This is a genomic window from Streptomyces sp. NPDC007929, from assembly GCF_042959065.1.
Lineage (GTDB): Bacteria > Actinomycetota > Actinomycetes > Streptomycetales > Streptomycetaceae > Streptomyces.
The window spans coordinates 36,883-63,376 of sequence record NZ_JBIBKD010000008.1 but is presented as its reverse complement, the minus strand read 5'-3'; the positions used below and the strand labels follow the sequence as shown (position 1 = coordinate 63,376).

Sequence of the window (26,494 nt, the reverse complement as noted above, 5' to 3'; positions counted from 1 at the left end):
GACCCTGATGTTCATCCTCGGCATAGTCCTCTTCGCGGTCGGCCTGCTCGCCTCGATCGCGTGGCACGAGCTGGGGCACCTGTCCACCGCCAAGCTCTTCGGCATCCGCGTGCCGCAGTACATGGTCGGCTTCGGCCCCACGATCTTCTCGCGCCACAAGGGCGAGACGGAGTACGGCGTCAAGGCCATCCCGTTCGGCGGCTACATCCGCATGATCGGCATGTTCCCGCCCGGCCCCGACGGCCGGATGGAGGCCCGCTCCACCTCCCCGTGGCGCGGCATGATCGAGGACGCCCGCACCGCCGCCTACGAGGAACTCCAGCCGGGCGACGAGAAGCGCATGTTCTACACGCGCGCCCCCTGGAAGCGCGTGATCGTGATGTTCGCGGGCCCCTTCATGAACCTGGTCCTCGCGGTGGCGCTGTTCCTCACCGTCCTGATGGGCTTCGGCATCACCCAGCAGACCACCACGGTCAGCTCGGTCTCCCAGTGCGTCATCGCGCAGAACGAGAACCGCGACAAGTGCGAGAAGGGCGACCCGGCCGCACCCGCCGCCGCGGCGGGCCTCAAGGCGGGCGACAAGATCGTCTCCTTCAACGGGGTGAAGACCGACGACTGGAACAAGCTGTCGGACCTGATCCGCGCCACCCCCGGCAAGGACGTCCCGATCGTCGTCGAGCGGGACGGCAGTGACGTCACCCTGCACGCGAAGATCGCCACGAACCAGGTCGCCAAGAAGGACTCCTCCGGCCAGATCGTCGAGGGCCAGTACGTCCAGGCGGGCTTCCTCGGCTTCAGCGCCGCCACCGGCGTGGTCAAGCAGGACTTCGGCGACTCCGTGACCTGGATGGGCGACCGGATCGGCGAGGCCGTCGACTCCCTCGCCGCCCTGCCCGGCAAGGTCCCGGCGCTGTGGAACGCGGCCTTCGACGGCGCCGAGCGCGAGGCCGACTCCCCGATGGGCGTGGTCGGCGCGGCCCGCGTGGGCGGCGAGATCTTCACGCTGGACATCCCGCCCACCCAGCAACTGGCCATGGCCCTGATGCTGGTCGCCGGCTTCAACCTCTCCCTGTTCCTGTTCAACATGCTCCCGCTGCTGCCACTCGACGGCGGCCACATCGCGGGAGCCCTGTGGGAGTCGCTGCGCCGCAACACGGCCAAGGTCCTGCGCCGGCCGGACCCGGGCCCCTTCGACGTGGCGAAGCTCATGCCGGTCGCCTACGTCGTCGCCGGGATCTTCATCTGCTTCACGATCCTGGTGCTGATCGCGGACGTGGTGAACCCGGTGAGAATCTCCTAGTCATACGGCGTTCACGGCGGCCCGGCATCGTTTTGGCCGGGCCGCCTCCCATCGGGTGGCGCGGTGGGTGGGGTGTGCCCGGGCCGGGGCGTGTGCCGTAATCTCGAAGCTCGGAGCCCGCTGCTCACGGGACCGGACCTTGATCCACGACTTGGGGTTGCACAGCAGATGACTGCGATTTCTCTCGGCATGCCGTCCGTTCCGACCAAGCTCGCCGAGCGCCGGAAGAGCCGCAAGATCCAGGTCGGATCCGTGGCCGTCGGCGGAGACGCCCCTGTCTCGGTGCAGTCGATGACCACGACCCGCACCTCCGACATCGGCGCGACGCTCCAGCAGATCGCCGAACTCACCGCCTCCGGCTGCCAGATCGTCCGCGTCGCCTGTCCCACGCAGGACGACGCCGACGCGCTGGCCACCATCGCCCGCAAGTCGCAGATCCCGGTCATTGCCGACATCCACTTCCAGCCGAAGTACGTCTTCGCCGCCATCGAGGCCGGCTGCGCGGCGGTCCGCGTCAACCCCGGCAACATCAAGCAGTTCGACGACAAGGTCAAGGAGATCGCCAAGGCGGCCCGCGACCACGGCACCCCGATCCGCATCGGCGTCAACGCCGGCTCCCTCGACCGGCGCCTGCTCCAGAAGTACGGCAAGGCCACCCCCGAGGCCCTCGTCGAGTCGGCCCTGTGGGAGGCGTCCCTCTTCGAGGAGCACGACTTCCGCGACATCAAGATCTCCGTCAAGCACAACGACCCGGTCGTCATGATCGAGGCCTACAAGCAGCTCGCCGCCCAGTGCGACTACCCCCTGCACCTCGGCGTCACCGAGGCCGGCCCGGCCTTCCAGGGCACCATCAAGTCGGCCGTCGCCTTCGGCGCGCTGCTCTCGCAGGGCATCGGCGACACGATCCGCGTCTCCCTCTCGGCACCCCCGGCCGAGGAGGTCAAGGTCGGCATCCAGATCCTGGAGTCCCTGAACCTCAAGGAGCGCGGCCTGGAGATCGTCTCCTGCCCCTCCTGCGGCCGCGCCCAGGTCGACGTCTACAAGCTCGCCGAAGAGGTCACGGCCGGCCTCACCGGCATGGAGGTCCCGCTGCGCGTCGCCGTCATGGGCTGCGTCGTCAACGGCCCCGGCGAGGCACGGGAGGCCGACCTCGGCGTCGCCTCCGGCAACGGCAAGGGCCAGATCTTCGTCAAGGGCGAGGTCATCAAGACCGTCCCCGAGTCCAAGATCGTGGAAACCCTCATCGAAGAGGCCATGAAGCTCGCCGAGCAGATGGAGAAGGACGGCGTGATCTCGGGAGAGCCGTCGGTGGCGGTCGCGGGCTGAGCCCTTGGAATCGGCGGTTTCCCGGTGCCCCGTCTCTCAGGGGCGCGGGGAACCGCGCGCCCAGCCACATCGGACCCGCACCCGCCGCCGAACCGTGTCCCCCCGAGCTCCCAGGCGTCGGCACAAGCAGCGCAGCTATAGTGCGGAGACCAGCCACCCCTGTTCGTGAGGCCCGCACGTGTTGACGCAGACCACCTCACGGGTCCTCGAACCGAGCGACCTGGACGCGGCGCTCGCCGTCCTCGACCGCGAGCCGGTCGCGAACGCCTTCGTGACGTCTCGCGTGCAGATCGCCGGACTCGACCCGTGGCGGCTGGGCGGCGAGATGTGGGGCTGGTACGAGGACGGCATACTCACGTCCCTCTGCTACGCCGGTGCCAACCTGGTTCCGATCTGCGCCGGCCCGCGCGCCGTCCGCGCCTTCGCCGACCGAGCCCGCCGGGCCGGCCGCCGCTGCTCCTCCATCGTCGGCCCCGCAGCCGCCACCTCCGACCTGTGGCGGCTGCTGGAACCCCACTGGGGCCCGGCCCGCGAGGTCCGCCGCCAGCAGCCGCTCATGGTCACCGACCGCCTCCCGGCCGACATCACCCCCGACCCCTACGTCCGCCGCGTCCGCAAGGACGAGATGGAAACGATCATGCCGGCGTGCGTGGCGATGTTCACCGAGGAGGTCGGCGTCTCCCCGCTGGCCGGCGACGGCGGCCTGCTCTACCAGGCCCGGGTCGCCGAACTCGTCGGCTCCGGACGCGCCTTCGCCCGGTTCGACACGGACGGCAAGGTCGCCTTCAAGGCCGAGATCGGCGCCGCGACGGACCGCGCCTGCCAGATCCAGGGCGTGTGGGTGGCCCCCGAGTACCGCGGCACGGGCCTGGCCGCCCCCGGCATGGCGGCGGTCCTGCGCTACGCCCTCGCCGACGTCGCCCCCGTCGTCAGCCTGTACGTCAACGACTTCAACACCCCGGCCAGGCGGGCCTATCAGAGGGTGGGCTTCCAGGAAGTGGGAGCATTCATGAGCGTCCTGTTCTGAAGGCGCCCCCCAAAGGGGCGCGGGGAACTGCTTGACCAGCCACATCCAAACCCGCACCCGGCCATGAACGGCGACCCCCCTGTAGGCTCCCCGCCATGGACCTGGTGATCGGCCCACTCGACCTCTCCGCCCACGTGGACGAGGCCCTGGCCATCCAAGCCGTGGCGTTCGGCCTCGGCCCGGACGAGGTGGCCGTCCGCCGCCAGATCGTCCTGCGCCACATGACGTACCCGGGGGCGAGAGCCCTCGGCGCCACCGCCGACGGCACCCTCGTCGGCTTCGTCTACGGCATGCCCAACGACCGCACACACTGGTGGTCCACCGTCGTCGAGCCCTACCTCCGCGCCCTGCGCAACGACCACTGGCTCGACGACTCCTTCGTCATCACCGAGCTGCACGTCCACCCCGCGTACCAGAACCGCGGCCTCGGACGCTCCCTGATCACCACGATCACCGACGGTGCCGCCGAACCCCGCTCGATCCTCTCCGCGATCGACACCGACAGCCCCGCCCGCGCCCTGTACCGCTCCCTCGGCTACCGGGACCTGGCCCGCCAGGTCCTCTTCCCCAGCGCGCCGAAGCCGTACGCCGTGATGGGAGCGCCGCTGCCGCTGCGCCGCGGATAACCGATTTCCACCCCCGCGCACCCCCCGGATAACCTCCTGCCATCAGCTTCCCCCGCTCTGGGCTCCGCTCGAGCGGGGGGACCCCCAGCAGCAGGAGCAGAGGAACCATGGCGAACGTACCGGTCCAGCGCATGTCCCAGTTGTTGGCGAAGACGTTGCGCGACGACCCGGCGGACGCCGAGGTCCTCAGCCACAAGCTCCTCGTCCGCGCCGGCTACGTACGCCGCACCGCCGCCGGCATCTGGAGCTGGCTGCCCCTGGGCAAGAAGGTGCTGGCCAACGTCGAGCGGATCGTCCGTGAGGAGATGGACGCCGTCGGCGCCCAGGAGGTCCTGCTCCCCGCCATCCTGCCCCGCGAGCCCTACGAGGCCACCGGCCGCTGGGAGGAGTACGGCCCCGAGCTGTTCCGCCTCCAGGACCGCCGGGGCGGCGACTACCTCCTCGGCCCCACCCACGAGGAGATCTTCACCCTGCTGGTGAAGGACCAGGCGTCCTCCTACAAGGACCTGCCGGTCATCCTCTACCAGATCCAGAACAAGTACCGCGACGAGGCCCGCCCCCGCGCCGGCATCCTGCGCGGCCGCGAGTTCCTGATGAAGGACTCCTACTCCTTCGACACCGAGGACGAGGGCCTGGCGAAGTCCTACGCCCTGCACCGCGAGGCCTACCAGAAGATCTTCGCGCGCCTCGGCCTCGACTACCGCATCTGCGCCGCGACGGCCGGTGCCATGGGCGGCTCCAAGTCCGAGGAGTTCCTCGCCCCCGCCGAGGCCGGTGAGGACACCTTCGCCGACTGCCCGAACTGCGACTTCGCCGCCAACACCGAGGCCATCACGTACGAGTTGACGTCCGTCGACGCCTCGGACGTGCCGGCCGCCGAGGACATCCCGACCCCCGACACCCCCACCATCGAGACCCTCGCCGCCTCCCTCGGCGTCCCGGCCTCGGCCACGCTGAAGAACCTCCTGGTGAAGGTCGACGGCGAGATCGTCGCCGTCGGCGTCCCCGGCGACCGCGAGGTCGACATGGACAAGGTCGAGGCGCACTTCGCCCCGGCCACCGTCGAGCTGGTCACGGAGACGGACTTCGCGGCCCGCCCCGACCTGGTCCGCGGCTACGTCGGACCGCGCGGCCTGGAGAAGGTCACGTACATCGCAGACCCGCGCGTCGCCCCGGGCACGGCCTGGATCACCGGCGCCAACAAGGCCGGTACGCACACCAAGAACGTGGTCGTGGGCCGCGACTTCGAGGTCGGCGAGTACGTCGACGTCGTCGTCGTGCAGGAGGGCGACCCCTGCCCCAAGTGCGGCACGGGCCTCGTCCTGGACCGCGCCATCGAGATCGGCCACATCTTCCAGCTGGGCCGCAAGTACGCCGACGCCCTCAAGCTCGACGTCCTCGGCCAGAACGGCAAGCCGGTCCGCGTCACCATGGGCTCCTACGGCATCGGCGTCTCCCGTGCGGTGGCCGCCCTGGCCGAGCAGAGCGCCGACGACAAGGGCCTGTGCTGGCCCGCCGAGGTCGCCCCGGCCGACGTCCACGTGGTCGCCGCCGGCAAGGCCCTGCAGACCGAGCTGGCCCTCGACATCTCCGGGCAGCTGGCCGCGGCCGGTGTCCGCGTCCTGGTCGACGACCGCCCCGGCGTCTCCCCGGGCGTCAAGTTCACGGACTCCGAGCTGATCGGCGTACCGAAGATCCTTGTCGCCGGCCGGCGCGCGGCCGACGGCGTGGTGGAACTGAAGGACCGCCGCACCGGCGAGCGCGAGGAGCTGACGGTCGAGGAGGCCGTCGCCCGCCTCACGGCGTAGCGGCCCCGACCGGCCCGGGCGGACTGGCCGAAACCAGTCCGCCCGGCACCCGATCGCCCAACCCGGACGCGCCCTTCAGCCGACCTCACGACTCCAGCGCCGCGCCTCCGCGCCGCCCGGCCGGTCGGCGCGCGCCACCGGGCGTGCGAGGGCACCTCCGCGTACACCAATCAGGCGGCTTCGTCGCCCCGGTGCTTACCGTCAGCTCGTGAACTCCAGCCGCAGCGCGGTGTCGCGCGGCTGGGTCGGCGCGCGGCCGCCCGGCACCCCGAGGGCACGGTCCGGAGCGGGGGCTCCGGTGCTTACCGTCAGCTGGTGCACTCCAGCCGCAGCGCGGTGTCGCGCGGCTGGGTCGGCGCGTGCCGCCGCTGCCCGGCACCCCGAGGGCACGGTCCGGAGCGGGGGCTCCGGTGGCTTACAGCCAGCTCGCGAACTCCAGCAGCAGCTCCGCGTCGCGCGGTCGGCCGACTCGGCTCGCCCGCACGCCCGACTCCACGGCGCGGAACAGTGTCCAGCCCCGCAGCCGCTCCTGGTCGACGTCCAGGGACTCGGCCAGCCGCTTCACCCGGCGCCGCGTCGTGGCCGCGCCCGACGGCTGGGCGATCAGGTCCTCCACCCGGTCCCGGACCAGCCGGGCCAGATCGAAGGCGCTCTCGCCGACCACCGGGTCCGGACCCACGGCCAGCCACGGCATTCGCTCCCCGGCGAGCACCTTGCTCTGCCGGAACGTGCCGTGCAGCAGCCGGTGCTCCGGAGGCGCGGCCAGCAGCTCCTCGCGCGCCGCGAGCGCCAGATCGACCAGCGGAGCCACCGCGGGCTCGGTCCCGGCCCGGGCGCGCATCGCCCCGGCCTGCCGCCCGGTCCGCTCGGCCACCGTCTCGAAGGGGAAGTCGGCGGGCGGCTCCACCCACAGCCGCCGCAACGTCCCGGCCGCCTCCAGCAGCGCCTTCGCCTCCGGCAGCGACCGCACCGACACGTCCGGATGCAGCCGCTCCAGCAGCAGCACCCCCTCCGTGGAAAACGGCTCGAGCAGCTGCACAGCGCCGCGCCCGGCCCAGTGCGCCAGCGCGGCCCGCTCCGCCTCCGGGCGGGCCCGGCCCGGCGCCAGCTTGAGCACGGCGGGCGTCCCGTCGGCCGTCCGCACCAGCACGACCAGGCTGCTGCGCCCACCGGGCACCTGCACCCGCTCCACGGTCAACTCGCGTAGCGCAACGGCCTGCTGCGCCGCTTCGGGCAGCTTCTCCAGCCAGTCGTCACCGTCCGGCGCCGTCTCACCGAGCGCCCTGACCAGACGCTTCGGCGGTTCGAAAACCATGCGCGAGTCGTTCCCTTCGTACTGTCCGCGGTGCGTGCCCGGCCCGGGTCACGCCGTCGGCGCCGCCGAGGGCGGGGCCGTACCGGCCCGCTCGGCGAGCCCAGGGAAGGCTACGCTCTCGCCGCGCCAGCGCACCGCCCGCACCGCCGCCTCCCGCAGCGCCGCGGCCGCCGACTCCCGCCGCGCGCCGCGTGCCGCGCGCACCAGGTCGGCGTACACCCCCGCCACCCGGTCCTCCAGCTCGGCCGCGAGCCGCACGGCCGCCGCCGCGTCCGGCACCTGGAAGGGCAGCGCGTAACCGGCGGACGCGGCCACCGGCCGGCCCCCCAGGTCCTTCACCTCGCGCACCAGCGCGTCCCTGCGTGCCCGGTGCCCGTCGAACGCCGTGCGTGCCTCGCCGCGCTGCCCGTCGCCGATCCTCCCGCCCACGACGCCGTAGCCGTACACCGCCGCGTGCTCGGCGGCCAGCGCCGCCTGCAGGGCGCGCAGCTCCCGGTCCTTGTCCTCGCTCACGCGTCACCCTCCGTCAGCAGATACACGTGCGCCGCCCCGGCCGCAGCCACCGACGCCAGCAGGCGTGCCACCTCACCGGGAACCCCGCCGAGCGCCTTGGTCCGCCGGTCGGCGAGCTCCCGCTCCGCCGCGGCGAGTCCGGCGAGGGCGTCCTTGTCGTTGTCCGGCACGGTCACCGACGGGGAGGACGAGGCCGACGGGGAAGGGGAGAAGGAAGGTGATGCCGAGGGCGATGCTTTCCGGCCACCGCCGAAGGCCCGCGCGTGCCGGACGACCTCCTCACGCAGCGGCCCCAGCCGGCCGGCGAGCCCCGGACGGGCGGCGATCACCGCGTCGTAGCGCTCCACGAGGCCCTCGCTGTCCCGGGCCGCACGCGCGCGTGCCCGGTCCGCCGCTGGCGCGTCCTCATCGGCCGGTCCGCCGGAGTCCGTGCCGGTGCAGCCCGCCAGGGCCAGGGCCGCCGGGGCGGCGGCGAGCAGACTCCTTCTGCGCGGCCCCGAGCGGGCACGCGGCGATGAGGAAAAGGGCACGTCGGACGTCCTCGGGGGCTCGTTTCGAGAAACATACGAGAAAAACGGAACTGCGCGGGCTGCCTGCCCGTGATCACGGTACCCGGGCCCCCGCCCGGCATCACTCAGCGGCACCGTTCGTGACCGGGTGGACGGCAACACTCCCCGCGACCGGATACCCTTTGACCAGACACGCGCCCCATCCCACAACAGCACACGCGGCCGAGGAGTCACCCGGATGAGCACCACCCAGAGCGAGAGGCTGCGAGAACTGCTGGAGCCGCTCGTCACCTCTCAGGGCCTGGACCTCGAAGAGATCGAAGTGGACTCCGTCGGACGCAAGCGTGTGCTGCGCGTGGTCGTCGACTCGGACACGGGCGCCGACCTGGACCTGATCGCCGATGTGAGCCGCGCGCTCTCGGCGAAGCTCGACGAGACGAACGCGATGGGCGAGGGCGAGTACACCCTCGAGGTCGGCACCCCGGGCGCTGAGCGCCCCCTCACGGAACACCGGCACTACGTCCGCGCCACGGACCGGCTGGTGAAGTTCCAGCTGTCCGAGGGCGGCGAACTGGTCGCCAGGATCCTGAAGGTCGACGACGAGGGTGTCGACACAGAGGTGCCCGGAGTGAAGGGCCGCAAGCCCACCGCGCGCAGAATCGCCTTCGACGACGTCGTACGGGCGCGTGTCCAGGTCGAGTTCAGCCGCAAGGACAACAAGAAGGAAGAGGAGGCGTAGCCGTGGACATCGACATGAGCGCCCTGCGGGGCTTGGTTCGGGAGAAGGACATCTCCTTCGACCTGCTGGTCGAGGCGATCGAGTCGGCCCTCCTCATCGCCTACCACCGCACCGAGGGAAGCCGCCGCCACGCGCGCGTGGAGCTCAACCGGGAGACCGGCCATGTGACCGTGTGGGCGAAGGAGGACCCCGACGACCTCGAGGAGGGCCAGGAGGCCCGCGAGTTCGACGACACCCCGTCCGGCTTCGGCCGTATCGCCGCCACCACGGCCAAGCAGGTCATCCTGCAGCGCCTGCGCGACGCCGAGGACGACGCGACGCTCGGCGAGTACGCCGGCCGTGAGGGCGACATCGTCACCGGCGTGGTCCAGCAGGGCCGCGACCCGAAGAACGTGCTCGTCGACATCGGCAAGCTCGAGGCGATCCTGCCGGTGCAGGAGCAGGTGCCGGGGGAGACCTACCCGCACGGCATGCGCCTGCGCTCCTATGTCGTCCGTGTGGCCAAGGGCGTCCGCGGCCCCTCCGTCACCCTCTCGCGCACGCACCCCAACCTGGTGAAGAAACTCTTCGCCCTGGAGGTGCCGGAGATCGCCGACGGGTCGGTGGAGATCGCCGCGATCGCCCGTGAGGCCGGTCACCGCACGAAGATCGCCGTACGGTCCACCCGCTCCGGTCTGAACGCCAAGGGCGCCTGCATCGGCCCCATGGGCGGCCGGGTGCGCAACGTCATGGGCGAGCTGAACGGCGAGAAGATCGACATCGTCGACTGGTCGGACGACCCGGGCGACATGGTGGCGAACGCGCTGTCCCCGGCCCGGGTCTCCAAGGTGGAGATCGTGGACATGGCGACCAGGTCGGCGCGGGTCACCGTGCCCGACTACCAGCTGTCCCTGGCCATCGGCAAGGAGGGGCAGAACGCCCGTCTCGCGGCCCGGCTGACCGGCTGGCGCATCGACATCCGACCCGACACCGAACCGGCGGGTAACGGCTCGGAGGAATAGATCCAAGCCGCGGGCCGTTCAGATCACGACAGGTTCATGCGCGCCAACTGTTCGAATCCTGCCCCAAAGGGGTGAGGCGCGCACGGGGAGGTAGACTTAAAGGTGTCTGGCCGGACGCGTGCCCGCGCATGCCCTGAACGCACCTGTGTGGGGTGTCGGGAGCGAGCGGCCAAGGCCGAACTGCTGCGGATCGTGGCGATCAAGGATGAATGCGTCCCTGATCCACGCGGTACGCTGCCCGGCCGGGGTGCGTACGTTCACCCCGCACCGGTCTGTCTCGACCAGGCGGTACGCCGCCGGGCGTTCCCGAGGGCACTGCGCGTCCCGGGACCGCTCGACACAAAGGCGTTGCGCCGATACGTCGAGCAGACGACAGTTGCCGAGCAGGCAACACGGTAAGACGTGCCGTACGGAACCCCGTGCGGCTAGGTACCTCGCGAGTCGAAAGCAGGTCGAGATTGCGATGAGCACTCGATGAGTACGCGATGAGTACGCCCATGAACTAGCGACGGTCCGGACGCAACCCGGACCTCAAAGGAGCGAAGTGGCTAAGGTCCGGGTCTACGAACTCGCCAAGGAGTTCGGCGTCGAGAGCAAGGTCGTCATGGCCAAGCTCCAGGAACTCGGTGAATTCGTCCGTTCGGCGTCTTCGACGATCGAAGCGCCTGTTGTACGCAAGCTGACGGACGCCCTCCAGCAGGGCAGCGGAGGCGGCAAGCCCGCCCCTGCCCGCAAGGCTGCCCCGGCGAAGCCGGGCGCCCCCTCTCCCGCGCAGGCTGCCCGTCCGGCCGCCCCGCGCCCGCCGGCCCCCAAGCCGGCCGCCGAGAAGCCCGCGGCTCCCGCCGCGCCGGCCACTCCCGGCCCCCGTCCCACCCCGGGCCCGAAGCCCGCGCCGCGGCCCGCCCCGGCGTCCCCGGCTCCGTCCGCGCCCGAGTTCACGGCGCCCCCGTCGGCTCCCGCCGCCCCGGCCGCCTCCCAGGGCCAGGGTCAGGGCTCCGGCCCGCGTCCGGGCGCCCCGCGTCCGGCCGGCCAGTCCCCGCGTCCGGGTGCTCCGCGCCAGGGCGGTCAGGGCGGCCAGGGCCGTGGTGAGCGTGGCGACCGTCCCGGCGCTCCGCGTCCGGGTGGCGGCGCCCCGCGTCCCGGTGCCCGTCCGGCCGGTCCCCGTCCGGGCAACAACCCGTTCACCTCTGGTGGCTCCACCGGCATGGCGCGCCCGCAGGCGCCCCGTCCGGGCGGCGCCCCGCGTCCGGGCGCCCCCGGTGCCCCCGGTGCCCCGCGTCCGCAGGGCCAGGGCCAGGGCGGTCCCCGTCCGCAGGGTGCCGGCGGCGGTCCCCGTCCGCAGGCTCCGGGCGGCGCGCGTCCGACCCCGGGCGGCATGCCCCGTCCGCAGGGCGGCGGCCCCCGTCCCGGCGGCGGCCCCGGCGGCCCCCGTCCCAACCCCGGCATGATGCCGCAGCGTCCGGCTGCCGGCCCGCGTCCCGGCGGCGGTGGCCCCGGCGGCCGCGGTCCCGGTGGCGGCGGTCGTCCCGGTGGCGGCGGCGGTCGTCCGGGCGGCGGTTTCGCCGGTCGTCCCGGTGGCGGCGGTGGCGGTTTCGCCGGTCGTCCCGGTGGTCCCGGTGGCGGTGGCGGCGGTTTCGCCGGTCGTCCCGGTGGTCCGGGCGGCGGAGGCCGTCCCGGCTTCGGTGGCCGTCCCGGCGGTCCCGGTGGCCGTGGTGGCACGCAGGGTGCCTTCGGTCGTCCCGGTGGTCCCGCGCGTCGTGGCCGCAAGTCGAAGCGGCAGAGGCGCCAGGAGTACGAGGCCATGCAGGCCCCGTCGGTCGGCGGTGTGATGCTGCCTCGCGGCAACGGCGAGACCGTTCGCCTGTCGCGCGGCGCCTCGCTCACCGACTTCGCGGAGAAGATCAACGCCAACCCGGCGTCGCTCGTCGCGGTCATGATGAACCTCGGCGAGATGGTCACGGCCACGCAGTCCGTCTCCGACGAGACGCTGCAGCTCCTCGCCGACGAGATGAACTACACGGTTCAGATCGTCAGCCCGGAGGAGGAGGACCGCGAGCTCCTCGAGTCCTTCGACATCGAGTTCGGCGAGGACGAGGGCGACGAGGAGGACCTGATGGTCCGCCCGCCCGTCGTCACCGTCATGGGTCACGTCGACCACGGTAAGACGCGGCTCCTCGACGCCATCCGCAAGACGAACGTCATCGCGGGCGAGGCCGGCGGCATCACCCAGCACATCGGTGCCTACCAGGTCGCGACCGAGGTCAACGACGAAGAGCGCAAGATCACCTTCATCGACACCCCGGGTCACGAGGCGTTCACCGCCATGCGTGCCCGTGGTGCGCGGTCGACGGACATCGCGATCCTCGTCGTCGCGGCCAACGACGGCGTCATGCCGCAGACGGTCGAGGCGCTCAACCACGCCAAGGCGGCCGAGGTCCCGATCGTCGTCGCGGTCAACAAGATCGACGTCGAGGGCGCCGACCCGACCAAGGTGCGCGGTCAGCTGACCGAGTACGGCCTGGTGGCCGAGGAGTACGGCGGCGACACCATGTTCGTCGACATCTCCGCCAAGCAGGGTCTGCACATCGACTCCCTGCTGGAGGCCGTGGTCCTCACCGCCGACGCCTCGCTCGACCTGCGGGCCAACCCGAACCAGGACGCGCAGGGCATCTCGATCGAGTCCCGCCTCGACCGCGGCCGCGGTGCCGTCTCGACGGTCCTCGTCCAGCGCGGCACCCTGCGGGTCGGCGACACCATGGTGGTCGGCGACGCGTACGGCCGCGTCCGGGCGATGCACGACGACAACGGCAACAGCGTCGCCGAGGCCGGTCCCTCGACGCCGGTCCAGGTCCTCGGCCTGACCAACGTCCCGGGTGCGGGCGACAACTTCCTGGTGGTCGACGAGGACCGTACGGCCCGTCAGATCGCCGAGAAGCGCGCCGCCCGTGAGCGCAACGCCGCGTTCGCCAAGCGCACGCGCCGCGTGTCGCTGGAGGACCTGGACAAGGTGCTGAAGGCCGGCGAGGTCCAGCAGCTGAACCTGATCATCAAGGGTGACGCTTCCGGATCCGTCGAGGCGCTCGAGTCCTCGCTGCTCCAGCTGGACGTCGGCGAAGAGGTCGACATCCGCGTCCTGCACCGTGGTGTCGGTGCGGTCACGGAGTCCGACATCGACCTGGCCATGGGCTCCGACGCCATCGTCATCGGCTTCAACGTGCGCGCCGCCGGGCGTGCGCAGCAGATGGCCGAGCGCGAAGGTGTCGACGTCCGGTACTACTCGGTCATCTACCAGGCGATCGAGGAGATCGAGGCGGCCCTCAAGGGCATGCTCAAGCCGGAGTACGAAGAGGTCGAGCTCGGCACGGCGGAGATCCGCGAGGTCTTCAAGTCGTCCAAGCTGGGCAACATCGCGGGTGTTCTCATCCGCTCCGGCGAGGTCAAGCGCAACACCAAGGCGCGCCTCATCCGCGACGGCAAGGTGGTCGCGGAGAGCCTCAACATCGAGGGTCTGCGTCGCTTCAAGGACGACGTCACCGAGATCCGCGAAGGGTTCGAGGGCGGTATCAACCTCGGCAACTTCAACGACATCAAGGTCGACGACGTCATCGCGACGTACGAGATGCGCGAAAAGCCGCGCGTCTGACCTGAGCCACGATCGGGGCCGATCGACGGGACTTATTCCGTCGATCGGCCCCGGCCGTTGCGTGTACGGTTCCGGTATTCGCGTCGAAGCGTGGCGCCCGTACCCCGAACCGGCGGGACATCCGGATACACACATGTACGTGGGGACTCTGTCCTTCGATCTGCTCCTCGGCGACGTCCACTCGCTCAAGGAGAAACGCTCTCTCGTCCGCCCGATCGTGGCCGAACTCCAGCGCAAGTACGGGGTGAGCGCGGCGGAGACGGGGAACCAGGACCTCCACCGCAGGGCCGAGATCGGGCTCGCGGTGGTCTCGGGGGAACCGGGGCACCTCACCGACGTACTGGACCGCTGTGAGCGGCTCGTCGCCGGGCGGCCCGAGGTCGAACTGCTCTCGGTTCGACGCAGGCTCCACAGCGACGAAGACTGAAGCAACAAGAAAGCACTTAAGGAGACGGACCAGTGGCCGACAACGCGCGTGCCAAGAGGCTGGCGGACCTCATCCGAGAGGTGGTGGCCCAGAAGCTGCAGCGCGGGATCAAGGACCCGCGGCTCGGCTCGCACGTCACCATCACGGACACCCGGGTCACGGGTGACCTCAGGGAGGCGACCGTCTTCTACACGGTGTACGGGGACGACGAGGAGCGCGCGGCGGCCGCCGCCGGCCTGGAGAGCGCCAAGGGCATCCTGCGCTCCGAGGTGGGCCGGGCCGCCGGTGTGAAGTTCACGCCGACCCTGGCCTTCGTCATGGACGCCCTCCCGGACAACGCCCGCACCATCGAGGACCTCCTCGACAAGGCGCGCCAGTCCGACGAGAAGGTGCGTGAGGCGTCCGCGGGCGCGAAGTACGCCGGTGAGGCCGACCCGTACCGCAAGCCCGAAGAGGACGACGAGACGGACACCGGCACAGAATGACCCAGAAGCACACCACGCCCGACGGCCTTGTCATCGTCGACAAGCCGTCGGGCTTCACTTCGCACGACGTCGTCGCCAAGATGCGCGGCATCGCCAGGACGCGCCGCGTCGGGCACGCCGGCACCCTCGACCCGATGGCGACGGGCGTTCTCGTCCTCGGTGTCGAGCGGGCCACCAAGCTCCTCGGCCACCTCGCGCTGACCGAGAAGGAGTACCTGGGCACCATCCGGCTCGGGCAGAACACCCTCACGGACGACGCCGAGGGGGAGATCACCTCCTCCGCGGACGCCTCGAAGATCACCCGCGACGCGATCGACGCCGGCATCGCCGAGCTGACCGGCGACATCATGCAGGTGCCGTCCAAGGTCAGCGCCATCAAGATCAAGGGCGTGCGGTCCTACAAGCGGGCGCGCGAGGGCGAGGAGTTCGAGATCCCGGCCCGGCCCGTCACGGTCTCCTCCTTCGGCGTGCACGACGTCCGGGACGCCGTCGCCGAGGACGGCACGCCCGTACTCGACCTGGTCGTCTCGGTCGTCTGCTCCTCCGGCACCTACATCCGGGCCCTGGCCCGTGACCTGGGCGCCGGCCTGGGGGTGGGCGGGCACCTCACCGCCCTGCGCCGCACCCGCGTCGGCCCCTACAAGCTGGACGCGGCCCGCACGCTCGACCAACTCCAGCAGGAGTTGACCGTGATGCCCGTCGCCGAGGCCGCCTCGGCCGCCTTCCCGCGCTGGGACGTCGACGCCCGGCGGGCCAAGCTGCTCACCAACGGCGTACGGCTGGAGATGCCCGAGACGTACGCGGGCGCCGGGCCCGTCGCCGTCTTCGACCCCGAGGGGAGCCTCCTCGCGCTCGTCGAGGAGCAGCGGGGCAAGGCCAAGAGCCTGGCCGTCTTCGCCTGACGCGGGACACGGGGGGAGCGGGGCGTCCGCCCGTGGAGCGGCGGCCACGGGGTACCTCCACTGCCGCCGCTCCACGGTCCCCCCTCGGTTCCCCCACCCCTAGGGTGTATCCAGCCGCCCCCACTCCTTCACCCGTACGTGCGGGCGCTCGGAGTGAACCGGGGGAGCGGAAGGGGGCGCTTTCGCGGAGCGATCTGTCCCGCTGATCATCCCGCCCCTACTGTCGAACACAAGGGCACGGGTGTACGGCGGGGAGGCTCGACGATGGCGTCGCGGAACGGGTCCCGGGAGACGGACGACAGCCCGGAAGGCTCCCCGGACCACCCCGGAACAGCGGGGATCGAGGACGGGGCGGCCCCCGCGGACGCCCTCGTCCGGATCCACGACCTGGCCGGCCGCCCCCGCGGCACCGGCTTCCTGGCCGACCACCACGGCACCCTGATCACCAGCCACGAGGCCGTCGACGGCCTGCCCCGGCTCGTCCTGCACGGCGCCGGTCACCGCCGCCGGGTGGTCTCCGCCGACGCGGTCACCCCGCTGCCCGCGCTGGACCTGGCGCTCGTCCGGACCGAGGGGCTCGGCGTGCCGCCCCTGCCCGTCACCGTGCGGGAGGGAGCGGAGACGGGTGCCTACGTCCGGATCGCCGCCGGGGGCTGGCGCGAGGCACGGGTGCTGGGCCCGGCCGCCGTGACGTACACCGCCACGGACCGTTCCCACCGCCTCGACGACGTGCTGGAGCTCGCGGTCGGCACGGCGGGGCGGGACGCGCTGCGGCTGGGCGGCGGAGCGGCCGGCGGCCCGGTGCTCGACGCCCGGACCGGAGCCGTCGTCGCGGTCCTCGGCACCGCGCTCAGCTCCGACCACAGCGACGTCGGGTTCGCCGTGCCGCTGCGGGCCCGTATCCCCGCGACGGCGGGGCCGCTGGGCGAGCTGCTCGCCGAGAACGCGGCCACGGTCCCCGCGTACGGCGCCGACCTCAATCCGGCCGGGGTGCTGGAACTGACCGGCGCCTCGATGGCGCTGGAGGGCCCGCCCGACGGCCCCGGCCTCCCGCCACCGGTCGAACGGGCAGCCGTGGCCGCCGAGTTCACGGCGTTCATGGAGAACCCCGCGGCCGTCCTCGGCCTCGTCGGAGCACCGGGCAGCGGCCGGACGACGGAACTCGCGGCGCTCGCCGCCCGGCGCGGCCGAGCCGCGCGGCCCACGCTGTGGCTGCGCGGCTGCGACCTGCGGGACGGCGACGCGTCGGTGGCGGACGCGGCCCGCCGGGCGCTGCAGCGGGCAGCCCCCGCCGTGGCGGCCGCCTCCGCCCGCGCCGACCTCGGCGACACCACACCCGAGCGCCTCGCCCACCTCGCCCGCTCCCAGGGCCGCCCCCTGCTGCTCCTGCTCGACGGGCCCGAGGAGATGCCGGCCGCCCTGGCCCGCCGCACCACCGACTGGGCGGCGGAGACCGCGCGATGGCTGCGCGAGACGGGCACCCGGCTGGTGATGGCGTGCCGGGCGGAGTACTGGGAGAGCGCCCCCTTCCCCGGCGAGCCGTGCGTACGGCTCGGCGACCTCACCGAGGAGGAGGCCCGGCAGGCGCGCCGGAGTCACGGCATCCCCGATCACGCCCTCACCCCGGCCGACGCCCGGCACCCCCTGGCCCTCGGACTCCTCGCCGAGGTCCTGACCGCCGCCCCCGCACCCCCGCCGGGAGCGGCGATCGACCGGCACGACGTCTTCACGGCCTACCTGGACCTGATGTCCCTGCGCATCGCCGACCGGCTGGCCACCGGCCACGGCATGCGGGGCACCGCCGTACGGCGGCTGGCCGCCAAGGTCGCCGGGCAGGTGCACGAGGCCGCCCGGCGCAGCCTCGGACCGGGGCCGGGGGACCTCGACCGGGAGGCGTTCGAGGAGGTGTTCCCGTGGGGGCCCGCCCCGGCGCGGCTCGGCGGCCGCCCCGGCTGGGCGTCGGCCGTGCTCGCCGAGGGCCTGCTCGTGCCCGCCGGAACCGGATACCGCTTCGCGCACGAGGGGTTCGCCGACTGGCTCCAGGGCACGCACCTCGACCTCGACGAGGCCCTGCACGTCCTCGTCCACCGAGGCGAGGACACGCGGTCCGACCCGGTGCCGCACCACCGCGTCGGGCCGGTCGTCCAGGCCCTGCTCTGCCTCGCCCGCCAGCACGGCGCCGACCGGGCGGCCTCCCGACTGGCCGACCTGGTGCACGCCCTGGACGCCGACCCACGCTCCTGGTGGGCCGCCCGGCTGCTCACCGGGACGCTCTCGGCCCTGCCCGACGCGGCGCCCTACGTGCAGGTGCTGCGGCTGCTCGCCGACCGGATCGTGGCCTGGCGGCGCCAGGAGCGGCCCGTGCCCGAGGAACTCGGGCCCGCCTTCTGGACCGGCCTGCGCCTGCCCGAGGAGACGCGCTGCGCCCTGCTGCGGCGGCTGGTCCACGCCGACGGCCCACCGTGTGAGGCCGGACCCCGCTTCCTGGACGCGGTCGCGGAACTCCTCGCCGCCGACCCCACCGCCGTGCAACCACAGCTGGTCCGCTGGTTCGACGACGAGCAACCGCTGCCCGCCACCCCGCACGCCACCGTCGCCACCGCCGCCCAGGCCCTGCTGCACACCCACCGTCACGGCGCCCTGGACGAGCTGACGGACGTCCTCGCCGACCGCGCGCACCGACGAGCCGACGAACTGCTCACCGTCCTGACCGAGGAGGAACCCTCGGCGATGTGCCGGGCCGTCGACCGCTGGGCACGCGACGAGCGGCCCGCCCGGCGCGGCGCGGCGGTGGCGCACGGATTACGCGTCGCGCCGCACGTGAGCACCGCAGGCGACCGCGCCCTCCTGCGCTACGCGGCCCTCACCCTGCTCGCCCGCCCCGCCGACCGCGCCCTGCACGGCGGCGCCCTCGCCCTCCTCGTCCAGGACCCCCACACCCGGGCCCGCTACCTGCCCAGGGCGCTGGAGCACTTCGCGGCGGGCGACCCGCGCTTCGCACCGGACGCTCTGGCCGGGGCCCTGCTGACCGACCCCGAGCCGGTCCTGGCGGCCTTCGCGGCCCGGCTGGAGCGGCCCGACGCCGAGGAGGCGCTGCGCGCACTGGCCGACGCCACCCCGCCGGGCCTGGCCCGCCGGGTCGCCGCGCTGGTGTGCCGGGCGGCGCGGCAGCGGCCCGAGCTCGCCGGGCAGACGGCCGCCTACACCGACCAGCGGCTGGACCGCGGCCCCGCCGCCCGGCCCGTGCTCCTGCCGCTGGTCACCGGCCTGCTGGAGGACGGCCCGGTACGGCTGCGCTGCGCCCTCGCCGGGGTCCTCAGCCCGCCCGGCGTCCCCGCCTCACGCCCGCTGCGCCGCGAACTGCGCGACGCGCTCCTCGCCCGGGAGCACGACACCGACGTCCTGGACGCGCTGCTGAACGCCGCCGCCCGCAACGGCGGCGACGACCTGCGCGACCTCGTCCACCGCATCGGACTGCTCCTGGTACGCACCCCGGAGGGCGCCACGCGGTTCGACCGCGCCCTGGTCGACCTGGGCCGCCATGTGCCCGGCTTCGCCGCCCGCGTGGCCGCTTGGCTGACCGGCGCGCCCGAACAATGGGCGGCCCTGGTAGGACCGAGCTCGCACCGGATGATCGAGAGCCTTGCGGGTGCGGGCGTCCTCGCCTGACCGGCCCCCGGGCGCCGGGCCGGGGCACGCCTCCGTGCTGCCGGTCACAGCCCCCATGCCGATGCTGGCAGGAGGCACCCGGCATGGCACCCTTAGACCTGCGCACGAGGCAATCACGAACAACGACCGGACACGGGTTCGACGAGCTTTCGACAAGGAGCAGGCACAGTGCAGCGCTGGCGTGGCTTGGAGGACATCCCCCAGGACTGGGGGCGCAGCGTCGTCACCATCGGCTCCTACGACGGAGTGCACCGCGGGCACCAGCTGATCATCCGGCATGCCGTGGACCGCGCCCGGGAGCTGGGCGTGCCCGCCGTGGTCGTCACCTTCGACCCGCACCCCAGCGAGGTCGTCCGCCCGGGCAGCCACCCGCCGCTGCTCGCCCCGCACCACCGCCGCGCCGAACTCATGGCCGACCTGGGCGTGGACGCGGTACTCATCCTCCCCTTCACCACCGAGTTCTCGAAGCTGTCCCCGGCCGATTTCGTCGTCAAGGTCCTCGTCGACAAGCTGCACGCCAAGGCGGTCGTCGAGGGCCCCAACTTCCGCTTCGGCCACAAGGCCGCCGGGACCGTGGAGTTCCTGTCCACGCAGGGCAAGACCTACGACTTCGAGGTCGAGGTCGTCGACCTGTACGTGACGGGTGAGGCGGGCGGCGGCGAGCCGTTCTCCTCCACGCTGACGCGGCGGCTGGTCGCCGAGGGCGACGTCGAGGGCGCGGCGGAGATCCTGGGCCGCCCGCACCGGGTCGAGGGCGTCGTCGTCCGGGGCGCCCAGCGCGGGCGCGAACTGGGCTTCCCGACGGCCAACGTCGAGACGCTGCCGCACACCGCTATCCCGGCCGACGGCGTGTACGCCGGCTGGCTGCACGCGCAGGGGGAGGCGATGCCGGCGGCGATCTCGGTGGGGACGAACCCGCAGTTCGAGGGGACCGAGCGCACGGTGGAGGCGTATGCCATCGACCGGGTGGGTCTCGATCTGTACGGGCTGCATGTCGGGGTGGACTTCTTGGCGTTCGTGCGGGGGCAGGCGAAGTTCGACACGTTGGACGCGCTGCTGGTTCAGATGGGGCAGGACGTCGAGAAGTGCAGGGAGTTGGTGGCGGCGGAGGGGGCTGCCTAGTTCGCCAGTGGGCTGTCTGCGGCTGTGAGTGTGGCTTGTCGCGCCGTTCCCCGCGCCCCTAGGGGCGCGGCACAACCGCCCAATGGCAAGCCACCTGCGATTTCCCGCTCCCGCTCAGCACCGGCAAGTCCTTGCCACTGCACTCCTCCGCCACTCCCGCTGCCTCCGCCTCTCCACCGGCCAGGATCTGGCAGCGGGCGTGGAAGCGGCAGCCTGAGGGGACGTGGGTCGGGTCGGGGGGCTCGCCCGTGAGGATCACCGGGGTACCGGGGGCCTCCGGGAGGACGGACAGCAGCGCCTGCGTGTAAGGGTGCTGCGGGGCCGTCAGGACCTGCTCCACCGCGCCTGTTTCCACGATCCGGCCCAGGTACATCACGGCGACCCGGTCGGCGATGTTCCACGCCAGGCCCAGGTCGTGCGTGACGACCAGTGCGGACAGGCCCAGTTCGGTGCGCAGCCGCAGCAGCAGGGCGAGGATCTCGCCGCGTACCGAGGCGTCGAGGGACGCCACCGGCTCGTCGGCGACGAGGAGTTCGGGTTCCAGGACCAGCGCGCCCGCGATGACCACCCGCTGACGCTGCCCGCCGGACAGTTCGTGCGGGTAGCGCAGAAAGAAGCGCTCCGGGGGGCGCAGGCCGGCCCGGGACAGCGCCTCGGCGACCGCCGTGCGTTCGTCGCCGCCGTAGCCGTGGATGCGCAGGCCCTCGGCGACCGCGTCGTACACCGTGTGCCGGGCGTTGAGCGAGCCGCTCGGGTCCTGGAGGACCAGCTGGACGCGTTTGCGGTAGGCCTTGAGGGACCGGCCGGAGTAGTCCAGCGGGCGGCCGTCGAAGGTGACCCGGCCCGCCGTCGGCTCGACCAGCCCGAGCAGGCTGCGGGCCAGGGTCGTCTTGCCGCAGCCGGACTCGCCGACCAGGGCGACGATCTCGCCCCGGCGGATGTCGAGGTCGACGCCGTCCACCGCGCGGGCCCGGGGGCCGCCGTGCCGGCCGGGGAAGGTGACGTGCAGGCCTTGTGCGCTGAGCAGGGGAGCGGTGGTGACCTCGGGGGCCGTGGGGGAGAGGGTCATGGTGTGCCGGGCCTCGCTTCTTCCAGGGCTTCCGGTTCGTCGGCCGGGCCGTTCCCGGGTGCCTCCGGTGCGTCGGCCGAGGCGGCCCCCGGGTCGGTCGTCACCCGCTCTTCGGCGGTTTCCGCTCCCGCTCCCGGTGGTCCGACCAGGACGCACGCGGCCCGTCGCTCCGGGCCCGCCGCCCTGAGCACCGGGTCCTCCTCCGGGCACGACTCCAGCGCCACCGGGCAGCGCGGATGAAAGGTGCAGCCCGATGGGAGCGCCGCCGGGTCCGGTGGGTCGCCGGCCAGCCCCTGCGGGGCGAACCGGGACGCCGGGTCGCCGATGCGCGGGAACGCGGCCGACAGGGCCCGGGCGTAGGGGTGCCGGGCGTCCTCGTACACCTGCCGGGCCGGGCCCTCCTCGACCACCCGGCCCGCGTACATCACCGCGAGCCGGTCGCAGGTGTCGGCGAGGACGGCTAGGTCGTGGCTGATCATGATCAGCCCGAGGTCCTGGTCCGCGACCAGTTGCTCGATGAGCCGCAGGATCTGCGCCTGGATCATCACGTCGAGCGCGGTCGTCGGCTCGTCGGCGATGATCAGCCGGGGGTCGCAGGCCAGTGCCATGGCGATCATGACGCGCTGGCGCTGGCCTCCGGACAGCTCGTGCGGGTAGGCGTCGGCGCGGGCGGCGGGCAGGCCGACCTGCTCCAGCAGTTCCCCGGCCCTCTTCTTCGCCCCGGCCGCCGTGGCCTTGCGGTGCAGCAGGATCGGCTCGGCGATCTGGTCGCCGACGCGGTGCACGGCGTTCAGCGAGTGCATCGCGCCCTGGAAGACGATGGAGGCCCCGGCCCAGCGGACCGCCCGGACCCGGCCCCACTTCATGGTCAGCACGTCCTCGCCGTCGAGGAGCACCTCCCCGGTGATCCGCGCCCCGGCCGGCAGCAGCCGCAGCAGGGCCAGCGCCAGCGTGGACTTGCCGCAGCCGGACTCCCCGGCGAGGCCGAGCTTGCGACCCGCCTCCAGGCGCAGATCCACCCCGCGTACGGCGGCCGCCCCTCCGGCGTAGGTCACGGTCAGGTTCCTGACGTCGAGCAGACTCAACGCGACACCCCCAGCCTGGGGTTGAGGACGGCCTCCACGGCCCGGCCGCACAGCGTGAACGCCAGCGCCACCACCGCGATGGCGATGCCCGGCGGCACCAGGTACCACCAGTCCCCGGCACTGACCGCACCCGCCTCCCGCGCGTCCTGGAGCAGTCCGCCCCACGACACGACCGTCGGGTCGCCGAGGCCCAGGAAGGCGAGGGTCGCCTCCGCGAGGATGGCCGAGGAGATGATCAGGGTCGTCTGGGCCAGCACCAGCGGCATCACGTTCGGCAGGACGTGCCGGGACATGATGTGCCAGTGGCCGCCGCCGAGCGCCTGCGCCCGCTCGATGTACGGCCGGGTCTCCACCGCGAGGGTCTGGGCCCGCACCAGCCGGGCCGTGGTCGGCCAGGTGGTGACGCCGATCGCCACGACGGTCGTGGTCAGCGAGCGGGACATCACCGTGGCCAGGGCGATCGCGAGCACCAGCGTCGGCATGACCAGGAACCAGTCGGTGATCCGCATCATCACCGTCGCGTACCAGCCCTTGAAGTGCCCGGCCGTCACCCCGATCAGGGTGCCGATCGCCACCGACAGCACGGCGGCCAGCAGCCCGACCAGCAGCGACACCCGCGAGCCCCAGATCACCAGGCCCAGCAGGTCACGCCCGAACTGGTCGGTGCCCAGCGGGAACTCGGCGCTCGGGCTCTGCATCGGACGCCCCGGCGCGTCCGTCACGCTGCTCACGTCGGAGCCGACGAACAGCGGTGCGAACAGCGCCAGCAGCGCGCACAGCGCGAGCACCATCAGGCCGTACAGCCCCGCCCGTTCGGAGCGGTACTGCCGCCAGAAGCGGGCGACGGAGGCCCGGCGCCGCTGCCGGGCCAGGGCGCGGGGGCTCGGGGCCGTCCCGGTCGTCGTCATCGGGCCACCCGGGGGTCCAGCAGCGGATAGACCAGGTCGGCGAGGGTGTTCATCAGGATCACCGCGGCGGCGAACACGAAGAACAACCCCTGCACCAGCGGCAGGTCGGGCACGCTCAGCGCCTGATAGAACAGCCCGCCCAGACCCGGCCAGGAGAACACCGTCTCCACGAGGATCACACCCGCCACCGTCCGCCCGAGGTTGATGAAGATCAGCGTCACGGTCGGCAGCAGCGCGTTCGGCACGGCGTGCCGACGGCGTACGAGGTCGTCGCGCAGCCCCTTGGCCCGTGCGGTCGTCAGATAGTCGCTGCCCATCTCGTCGAGCAGCGCCGACCGCGTGACCAGCAGTGTCTGCCCGTACTCCACCGCCACCAGCGTCACCACCGGCAGCACCAGATGGTGCGCCACGTCCAGGACATACGCGAAGCCCTCCTCGCCGCCCGACTCCATACCTCCGGTCGGGAACATGCCGGGCAGTGGGCCGATGCCCACCGACAGCACGATGATCAGCAGTAGCCCCAGCCAGAAGGACGGGATGGAGTACAGCGTCAGCGCCAGGCCCGTGTTGACGCGGTCGCCGAGTCTGCCGTGCCGCCACGCCGACCGGGTGCCGAGGAAGATGCCCAGCGCCGTGTAGAGGACGAACGCGGTCCCGGTGAGCAGCAGGGTGTTCGGCAGCGCCTCGACGATCTTGTCGACGACCGGCGCGCGGAACTGGTACGACGTCCCGAAGTCGCCCGTGAGGGCCTTGCCGCAGTAGTCCGTGAACTGCCGCCACAGCGGCAGGTCGAGCCCGAACTCCTCACGATAGGCGGCCAGTTGCTCCGCCGACACCTGACGTCCGCCGGTCATGGTCTTCACCGGGTCGCCGGGGATCAGCCGGAAGAGGAAGAAGCTGGTGACGAGCACGGCCAGCAGCGAGACGGCGGCACCGGCCACCTTGCCCGCCAGGTACCGCGGGTACGCGGAGCCCTTGCGTACCCGCGGCCCGGCGGCCGGCTGCTGCTTGTCCTCGACCAGCGCGGGGGTCGCGTCAGCGGTCATGAGTTCCCGCTCGCCGCCCTACTCGCGTTCCTCGGCGGTGGCCCGCCGCCGCATCGCCGCGAAGGCGCCGAGCCCGCCGAGGATCACCACACCCGCGACGATTCCGACCACGACCCCGGTCGACGACGCGCTGTCGGAGGAGCCGCCGGAGTCCGCGGGCACCGCCGACCACCAGCTCCAGTAGCCGTCCTGGCCGTAGATGTTGCCCGCCTTCGCCGGCATGGTCGTGATCGACTTGATCTGGTCCGTCCGGAAGGCCTCGACCGCGTTCGGATACGCCATGACGTTCATGTACCCGAGGTCGTACAGCCGCGACTCCATCTGCTTGACGATGTCCGCCCGTTTGGCGGGGTCGTACTCGGTGAGCTGGCGGGCGTAGAGCTCGTCGTACTTCTTGTCGCAGATGAAATTGTCCGTCGCGCCGGTCTCCTCGGGGGTCGCCGGCAGCGCCCCGCAGGTGTGGATGGACAGCACGAAGTCGGGGTCGGGGTTGACCGACCAGCCGTCGAACGCCAGGTCGTACTTGCCGGCCAGCCAGGGGTCGGTCACGTTGTCCAGGCAGTTGAGCTGGACGCCGATGCCGAGCTCGCCCCACCACTCCTGGAGGTACTTGCCGACCGCCTTGTCGTTCGGGTCGGTGGCGTGGCACAGGACGCGGTAGGTGATCGGCTTGCCGTCCTTGCCGACACGCTTGCCCTCGCCGTTCTTCTTGTACCCCGCCTCATCGAGCAGCCGGGCCGCCTCGGCCGGGTCGTAGGCCAGCTTCCGGTCCGCGGAGGGCTTCCAGAAGTAGTCCTGGAAGCGCGGCGGAATGTAGCCCTCGCCCTCGACGGCGTGGCCCCGGAACACCTTGTCGATGATGGCCTCGCGGTCGACGGCCCGGAACAGCGCGTTGCGCACCCGCTGGTCCAGCAGCGAGGGGTGGCCGTCGCCGAACTTCTTGCCGTTCTTCGCCTTGGCGCCCGGGTTGGTGGCGAGGGCGTAGAAGCGGCGGCCGGGGGCGTCGTTCACCTGGATGTTGTCCGCGCCCTTCAACGACTCCGCCTGAGCGGGCGTCAGGGACGGCGACCCGGCGACGAAGGACACCTCTCCCTTGCGCAGCGCCGACACGGCCGCGTCCTGGTCCTTGTAGTAGCGGAAGACCAGCTCGTCGAACTTCGGCGAACCGCGCCAGAAGTCCTTGTTGGCCTTGAGCCGGACGTAGCTGTCGGCCTTGTAGCCGCTCAGCACGAACGGCCCGTTCCCCACGACCGGGAAGCTCTTGTCATTGTTGAACTCGGAGAAGTCCGAGACCTTCTCCCACATGTGCTTCGGCACGATCGGAACGTCCAGCGCCGCCATCGTGGCCTGCGGCTTCTTCAGCTCGATGACCAGCTTGGTGGGGCTGGGTGCGGTCACCTTCCTGAAGTTGCCGACGTAGCTGCCGTTCGCCGTGGCCGCGCCGGTGTCGGTCATCATCTTGTTGAACGTCCACGCCGCGTCCTCGGCGGTGGCCTGCTGGCCGTCCGACCACTTCGAGTTGGAGCGGATCGTGTACGTCCAGGTCAGCTTGTCCGCCGACGGCTCCCACTTGGTGGCCAGGCCCGGGATGGCGTGGTTGTCCTTGGGGTCGTAGTTGGTCAGGTACTCGTACATGAGCCGGTGAATGCTCGTGCTGAGCAGCCGGACCGCCAGGAACGGACTGAGCGAGTCCACGCTCTGCGCCACGGCGACGGTCAGCACCTTCTTGCCGTCGTCGGCCGCCCTGGCCTGCTGAGGAGCCGGGTCGAGCGGGGTCGCGAGACCGGCGGTGAGGGTGAGCGCGGCGGCCCCGGCCAGGGCGACGAGCCGGAGGCCGTGCGGGAGGCTGCGTTTCTGATCGTTCGTGCCCATGGTCGGACCTCGCGTCATCGCTCGGACGGGAAGGACGGGTTGATCAGCTGTCAGATACGTGATGTGTGTGTACCAGCGGCCGTCTCCACCCGTCAACGGCGC

22 protein-coding genes are annotated in these 26,494 nt (G+C 72.3%); 14 read left to right on the top strand and 8 right to left on the bottom strand.

What is annotated here, in order from left to right; translation table 11 throughout:
• Positions 1 to 7: 7 nt before the first annotated feature.
• The 5 genes from ACFZDE_RS26395 (at position 8) to ACFZDE_RS26375 (ending at position 6,087) form a co-directional block, all read left to right on the top strand.
• Positions 8 to 1,300, top strand: a complete 1,293-nt coding sequence (locus ACFZDE_RS26395; protein WP_391204439.1) for a site-2 protease family protein — start codon at positions 8 to 10, stop codon at positions 1,298 to 1,300.
• Positions 1,301 to 1,468: 168 nt separating this feature from the next.
• Positions 1,469 to 2,626, top strand: coding sequence for a flavodoxin-dependent (E)-4-hydroxy-3-methylbut-2-enyl-diphosphate synthase (gene ispG / locus ACFZDE_RS26390; protein WP_352096987.1), 1,158 nt, complete (start codon positions 1,469 to 1,471; stop codon positions 2,624 to 2,626).
• 178 nt (positions 2,627 to 2,804) lie between these two features.
• Positions 2,805 to 3,653, top strand: coding sequence for a GNAT family N-acetyltransferase (locus ACFZDE_RS26385; protein WP_391005749.1), 849 nt, complete (start codon positions 2,805 to 2,807; stop codon positions 3,651 to 3,653).
• Between the two features lie 95 nt (positions 3,654 to 3,748).
• Entirely contained in the window at positions 3,749 to 4,279 is a 531-nt protein-coding gene (locus tag ACFZDE_RS26380; RefSeq protein ID WP_391203832.1) for a GNAT family N-acetyltransferase, read from the top strand.
• Between the two features lie 107 nt (positions 4,280 to 4,386).
• Positions 4,387 to 6,087 carry a proline--tRNA ligase gene (locus ACFZDE_RS26375; RefSeq protein WP_391203829.1) on the top strand — a complete coding sequence of 567 codons (1,701 nt, stop codon included), beginning with the start codon at positions 4,387 to 4,389 and terminating at the stop codon, positions 6,085 to 6,087.
• 415 nt (positions 6,088 to 6,502) lie between these two features.
• Here ACFZDE_RS26375 and ACFZDE_RS26370 read toward each other — a convergent pair whose 3' ends face one another.
• The 3 genes from ACFZDE_RS26370 to ACFZDE_RS26360 are packed head-to-tail and all read right to left on the bottom strand — an operon-like array spanning position 6,503 to position 8,445.
• Positions 6,503 to 7,402, bottom strand: a complete 900-nt coding sequence (locus ACFZDE_RS26370; RefSeq protein ID WP_391203826.1) for an aminoglycoside phosphotransferase family protein — start codon at positions 7,400 to 7,402, stop codon at positions 6,503 to 6,505.
• Between the two features lie 48 nt (positions 7,403 to 7,450).
• Positions 7,451 to 7,915 carry a DUF4439 domain-containing protein gene (locus tag ACFZDE_RS26365; protein ID WP_391005761.1) on the bottom strand — a complete coding sequence of 155 codons (465 nt, stop codon included), beginning with the start codon at positions 7,913 to 7,915 and terminating at the stop codon, positions 7,451 to 7,453.
• Positions 7,912 to 8,445: a hypothetical protein gene (locus ACFZDE_RS26360; RefSeq protein WP_391203823.1), complete on the bottom strand. Its 534-nt coding sequence runs from the start codon at positions 8,443 to 8,445 to the stop codon at positions 7,912 to 7,914. Before ACFZDE_RS26360 ends, ACFZDE_RS26365 begins: the two co-directional genes overlap by 4 nt.
• Positions 8,446 to 8,662: 217 nt before the next feature.
• Here ACFZDE_RS26360 and rimP point away from each other — a divergent pair, with 217 nt between their 5' ends.
• The 9 genes from rimP (at position 8,663) to ACFZDE_RS26315 (ending at position 20,412) form a co-directional block, all read left to right on the top strand.
• A complete protein-coding gene (gene rimP / locus ACFZDE_RS26355) occupies positions 8,663 to 9,163 on the top strand; it encodes a ribosome maturation factor RimP (protein ID WP_391005767.1) in 501 nt (166 codons plus the stop codon).
• 2 nt (positions 9,164 to 9,165) lie between these two features.
• Positions 9,166 to 10,164 carry a transcription termination factor NusA gene (gene nusA / locus ACFZDE_RS26350; protein WP_391203820.1) on the top strand — a complete coding sequence of 333 codons (999 nt, stop codon included), beginning with the start codon at positions 9,166 to 9,168 and terminating at the stop codon, positions 10,162 to 10,164.
• Between the two features lie 102 nt (positions 10,165 to 10,266).
• Positions 10,267 to 10,563, top strand: coding sequence for a YlxR family protein (locus ACFZDE_RS26345; protein ID WP_078625620.1), 297 nt, complete (start codon positions 10,267 to 10,269; stop codon positions 10,561 to 10,563).
• 145 nt (positions 10,564 to 10,708) lie between these two features.
• Positions 10,709 to 13,807, top strand: a complete 3,099-nt coding sequence (gene infB, locus ACFZDE_RS26340) for a translation initiation factor IF-2 (RefSeq protein WP_391203817.1) — start codon at positions 10,709 to 10,711, stop codon at positions 13,805 to 13,807.
• Positions 13,808 to 13,940: 133 nt separating this feature from the next.
• Positions 13,941 to 14,234, top strand: coding sequence for a DUF503 domain-containing protein (locus ACFZDE_RS26335; protein WP_097221188.1), 294 nt, complete (start codon positions 13,941 to 13,943; stop codon positions 14,232 to 14,234).
• A 32-nt stretch (positions 14,235 to 14,266) separates the two neighbouring features.
• Complete coding sequence (gene rbfA, locus ACFZDE_RS26330; protein ID WP_391005779.1) at positions 14,267 to 14,719, top strand: 30S ribosome-binding factor RbfA; 453 nt, start codon at positions 14,267 to 14,269, stop codon at positions 14,717 to 14,719.
• Positions 14,716 to 15,621, top strand: coding sequence for a tRNA pseudouridine(55) synthase TruB (gene truB, locus ACFZDE_RS26325; RefSeq protein WP_391203814.1), 906 nt, complete (start codon positions 14,716 to 14,718; stop codon positions 15,619 to 15,621). Before rbfA ends, truB begins: the two co-directional genes overlap by 4 nt.
• 264 nt (positions 15,622 to 15,885) lie before the next feature.
• Positions 15,886 to 19,290: a trypsin-like peptidase domain-containing protein gene (locus ACFZDE_RS26320; RefSeq protein ID WP_391203811.1), complete on the top strand. Its 3,405-nt coding sequence runs from the start codon at positions 15,886 to 15,888 to the stop codon at positions 19,288 to 19,290.
• Between the two features lie 168 nt (positions 19,291 to 19,458).
• Complete coding sequence (locus ACFZDE_RS26315; protein ID WP_391203808.1) at positions 19,459 to 20,412, top strand: bifunctional riboflavin kinase/FAD synthetase; 954 nt, start codon at positions 19,459 to 19,461, stop codon at positions 20,410 to 20,412.
• A gap of 58 nt (positions 20,413 to 20,470) precedes the next feature.
• Here the strand turns inward: ACFZDE_RS26315 and ACFZDE_RS26310 are convergent, their stop codons facing one another.
• Genes ACFZDE_RS26310 through ACFZDE_RS26290 form a run of 5 tightly spaced genes read right to left on the bottom strand, consistent with a single transcriptional unit; the run spans position 20,471 to position 26,392 of the window.
• The gene (locus tag ACFZDE_RS26310) at positions 20,471 to 21,481 is read right to left on the bottom strand and encodes an oligopeptide/dipeptide ABC transporter ATP-binding protein (RefSeq protein WP_391203805.1); all 1,011 of its coding nucleotides are present in this window, start codon (positions 21,479 to 21,481) and stop codon (positions 20,471 to 20,473) included.
• Positions 21,478 to 22,566, bottom strand: coding sequence for an oligopeptide/dipeptide ABC transporter ATP-binding protein (locus tag ACFZDE_RS26305; protein WP_391203802.1), 1,089 nt, complete (start codon positions 22,564 to 22,566; stop codon positions 21,478 to 21,480). The genes ACFZDE_RS26310 and ACFZDE_RS26305 overlap by 4 nt, the downstream gene beginning before the upstream one ends.
• A complete protein-coding gene (locus tag ACFZDE_RS26300; protein WP_391203799.1) occupies positions 22,563 to 23,474 on the bottom strand; it encodes an ABC transporter permease subunit in 912 nt (303 codons plus the stop codon). The genes ACFZDE_RS26305 and ACFZDE_RS26300 overlap by 4 nt, the downstream gene beginning before the upstream one ends.
• The gene (locus tag ACFZDE_RS26295) at positions 23,471 to 24,520 is read right to left on the bottom strand and encodes an ABC transporter permease subunit (RefSeq protein WP_391005800.1); all 1,050 of its coding nucleotides are present in this window, start codon (positions 24,518 to 24,520) and stop codon (positions 23,471 to 23,473) included. The genes ACFZDE_RS26300 and ACFZDE_RS26295 overlap by 4 nt, the downstream gene beginning before the upstream one ends.
• 18 nt (positions 24,521 to 24,538) lie before the next feature.
• Complete coding sequence (locus tag ACFZDE_RS26290; RefSeq protein WP_391203796.1) at positions 24,539 to 26,392, bottom strand: ABC transporter substrate-binding protein; 1,854 nt, start codon at positions 26,390 to 26,392, stop codon at positions 24,539 to 24,541.
• Between the last annotated feature and the right edge of the window lie 102 nt (positions 26,393 to 26,494).

Bases quoted from the DNA above. Each gene is read 5' to 3' on its own strand.
- ACFZDE_RS26395 (WP_391204439.1), top strand. From the start codon at position 8: ATGTTCATCCTCGGCATAGTCCTCTTCGCGGTCGGCCTGCTCGCCTCG.
- ispG (WP_352096987.1), top strand. From the start codon at position 1,469: ATGACTGCGATTTCTCTCGGCATGCCGTCCGTTCCGACCAAGCTCGCC.
- ACFZDE_RS26380 (WP_391203832.1), top strand. From the start codon at position 3,749: ATGGACCTGGTGATCGGCCCACTCGACCTCTCCGCCCACGTGGACGAG.
- ACFZDE_RS26375 (WP_391203829.1), top strand. From the start codon at position 4,387: ATGGCGAACGTACCGGTCCAGCGCATGTCCCAGTTGTTGGCGAAGACG.
- ACFZDE_RS26370 (WP_391203826.1), bottom strand. From the start codon at position 7,402: ATGGTTTTCGAACCGCCGAAGCGTCTGGTCAGGGCGCTCGGTGAGACG.
- rimP (WP_391005767.1), top strand. From the start codon at position 8,663: ATGAGCACCACCCAGAGCGAGAGGCTGCGAGAACTGCTGGAGCCGCTC.
- ACFZDE_RS26335 (WP_097221188.1), top strand. From the start codon at position 13,941: ATGTACGTGGGGACTCTGTCCTTCGATCTGCTCCTCGGCGACGTCCAC.
- truB (WP_391203814.1), top strand. From the start codon at position 14,716: ATGACCCAGAAGCACACCACGCCCGACGGCCTTGTCATCGTCGACAAG.
- ACFZDE_RS26320 (WP_391203811.1), top strand. From the start codon at position 15,886: ATGGCGTCGCGGAACGGGTCCCGGGAGACGGACGACAGCCCGGAAGGC.
- ACFZDE_RS26310 (WP_391203805.1), bottom strand. From the start codon at position 21,481: ATGACCCTCTCCCCCACGGCCCCCGAGGTCACCACCGCTCCCCTGCTC.
- ACFZDE_RS26300 (WP_391203799.1), bottom strand. From the start codon at position 23,474: ATGACGACGACCGGGACGGCCCCGAGCCCCCGCGCCCTGGCCCGGCAG.
- ACFZDE_RS26295 (WP_391005800.1), bottom strand. From the start codon at position 24,520: ATGACCGCTGACGCGACCCCCGCGCTGGTCGAGGACAAGCAGCAGCCG.
- ACFZDE_RS26290 (WP_391203796.1), bottom strand. From the start codon at position 26,392: ATGGGCACGAACGATCAGAAACGCAGCCTCCCGCACGGCCTCCGGCTC.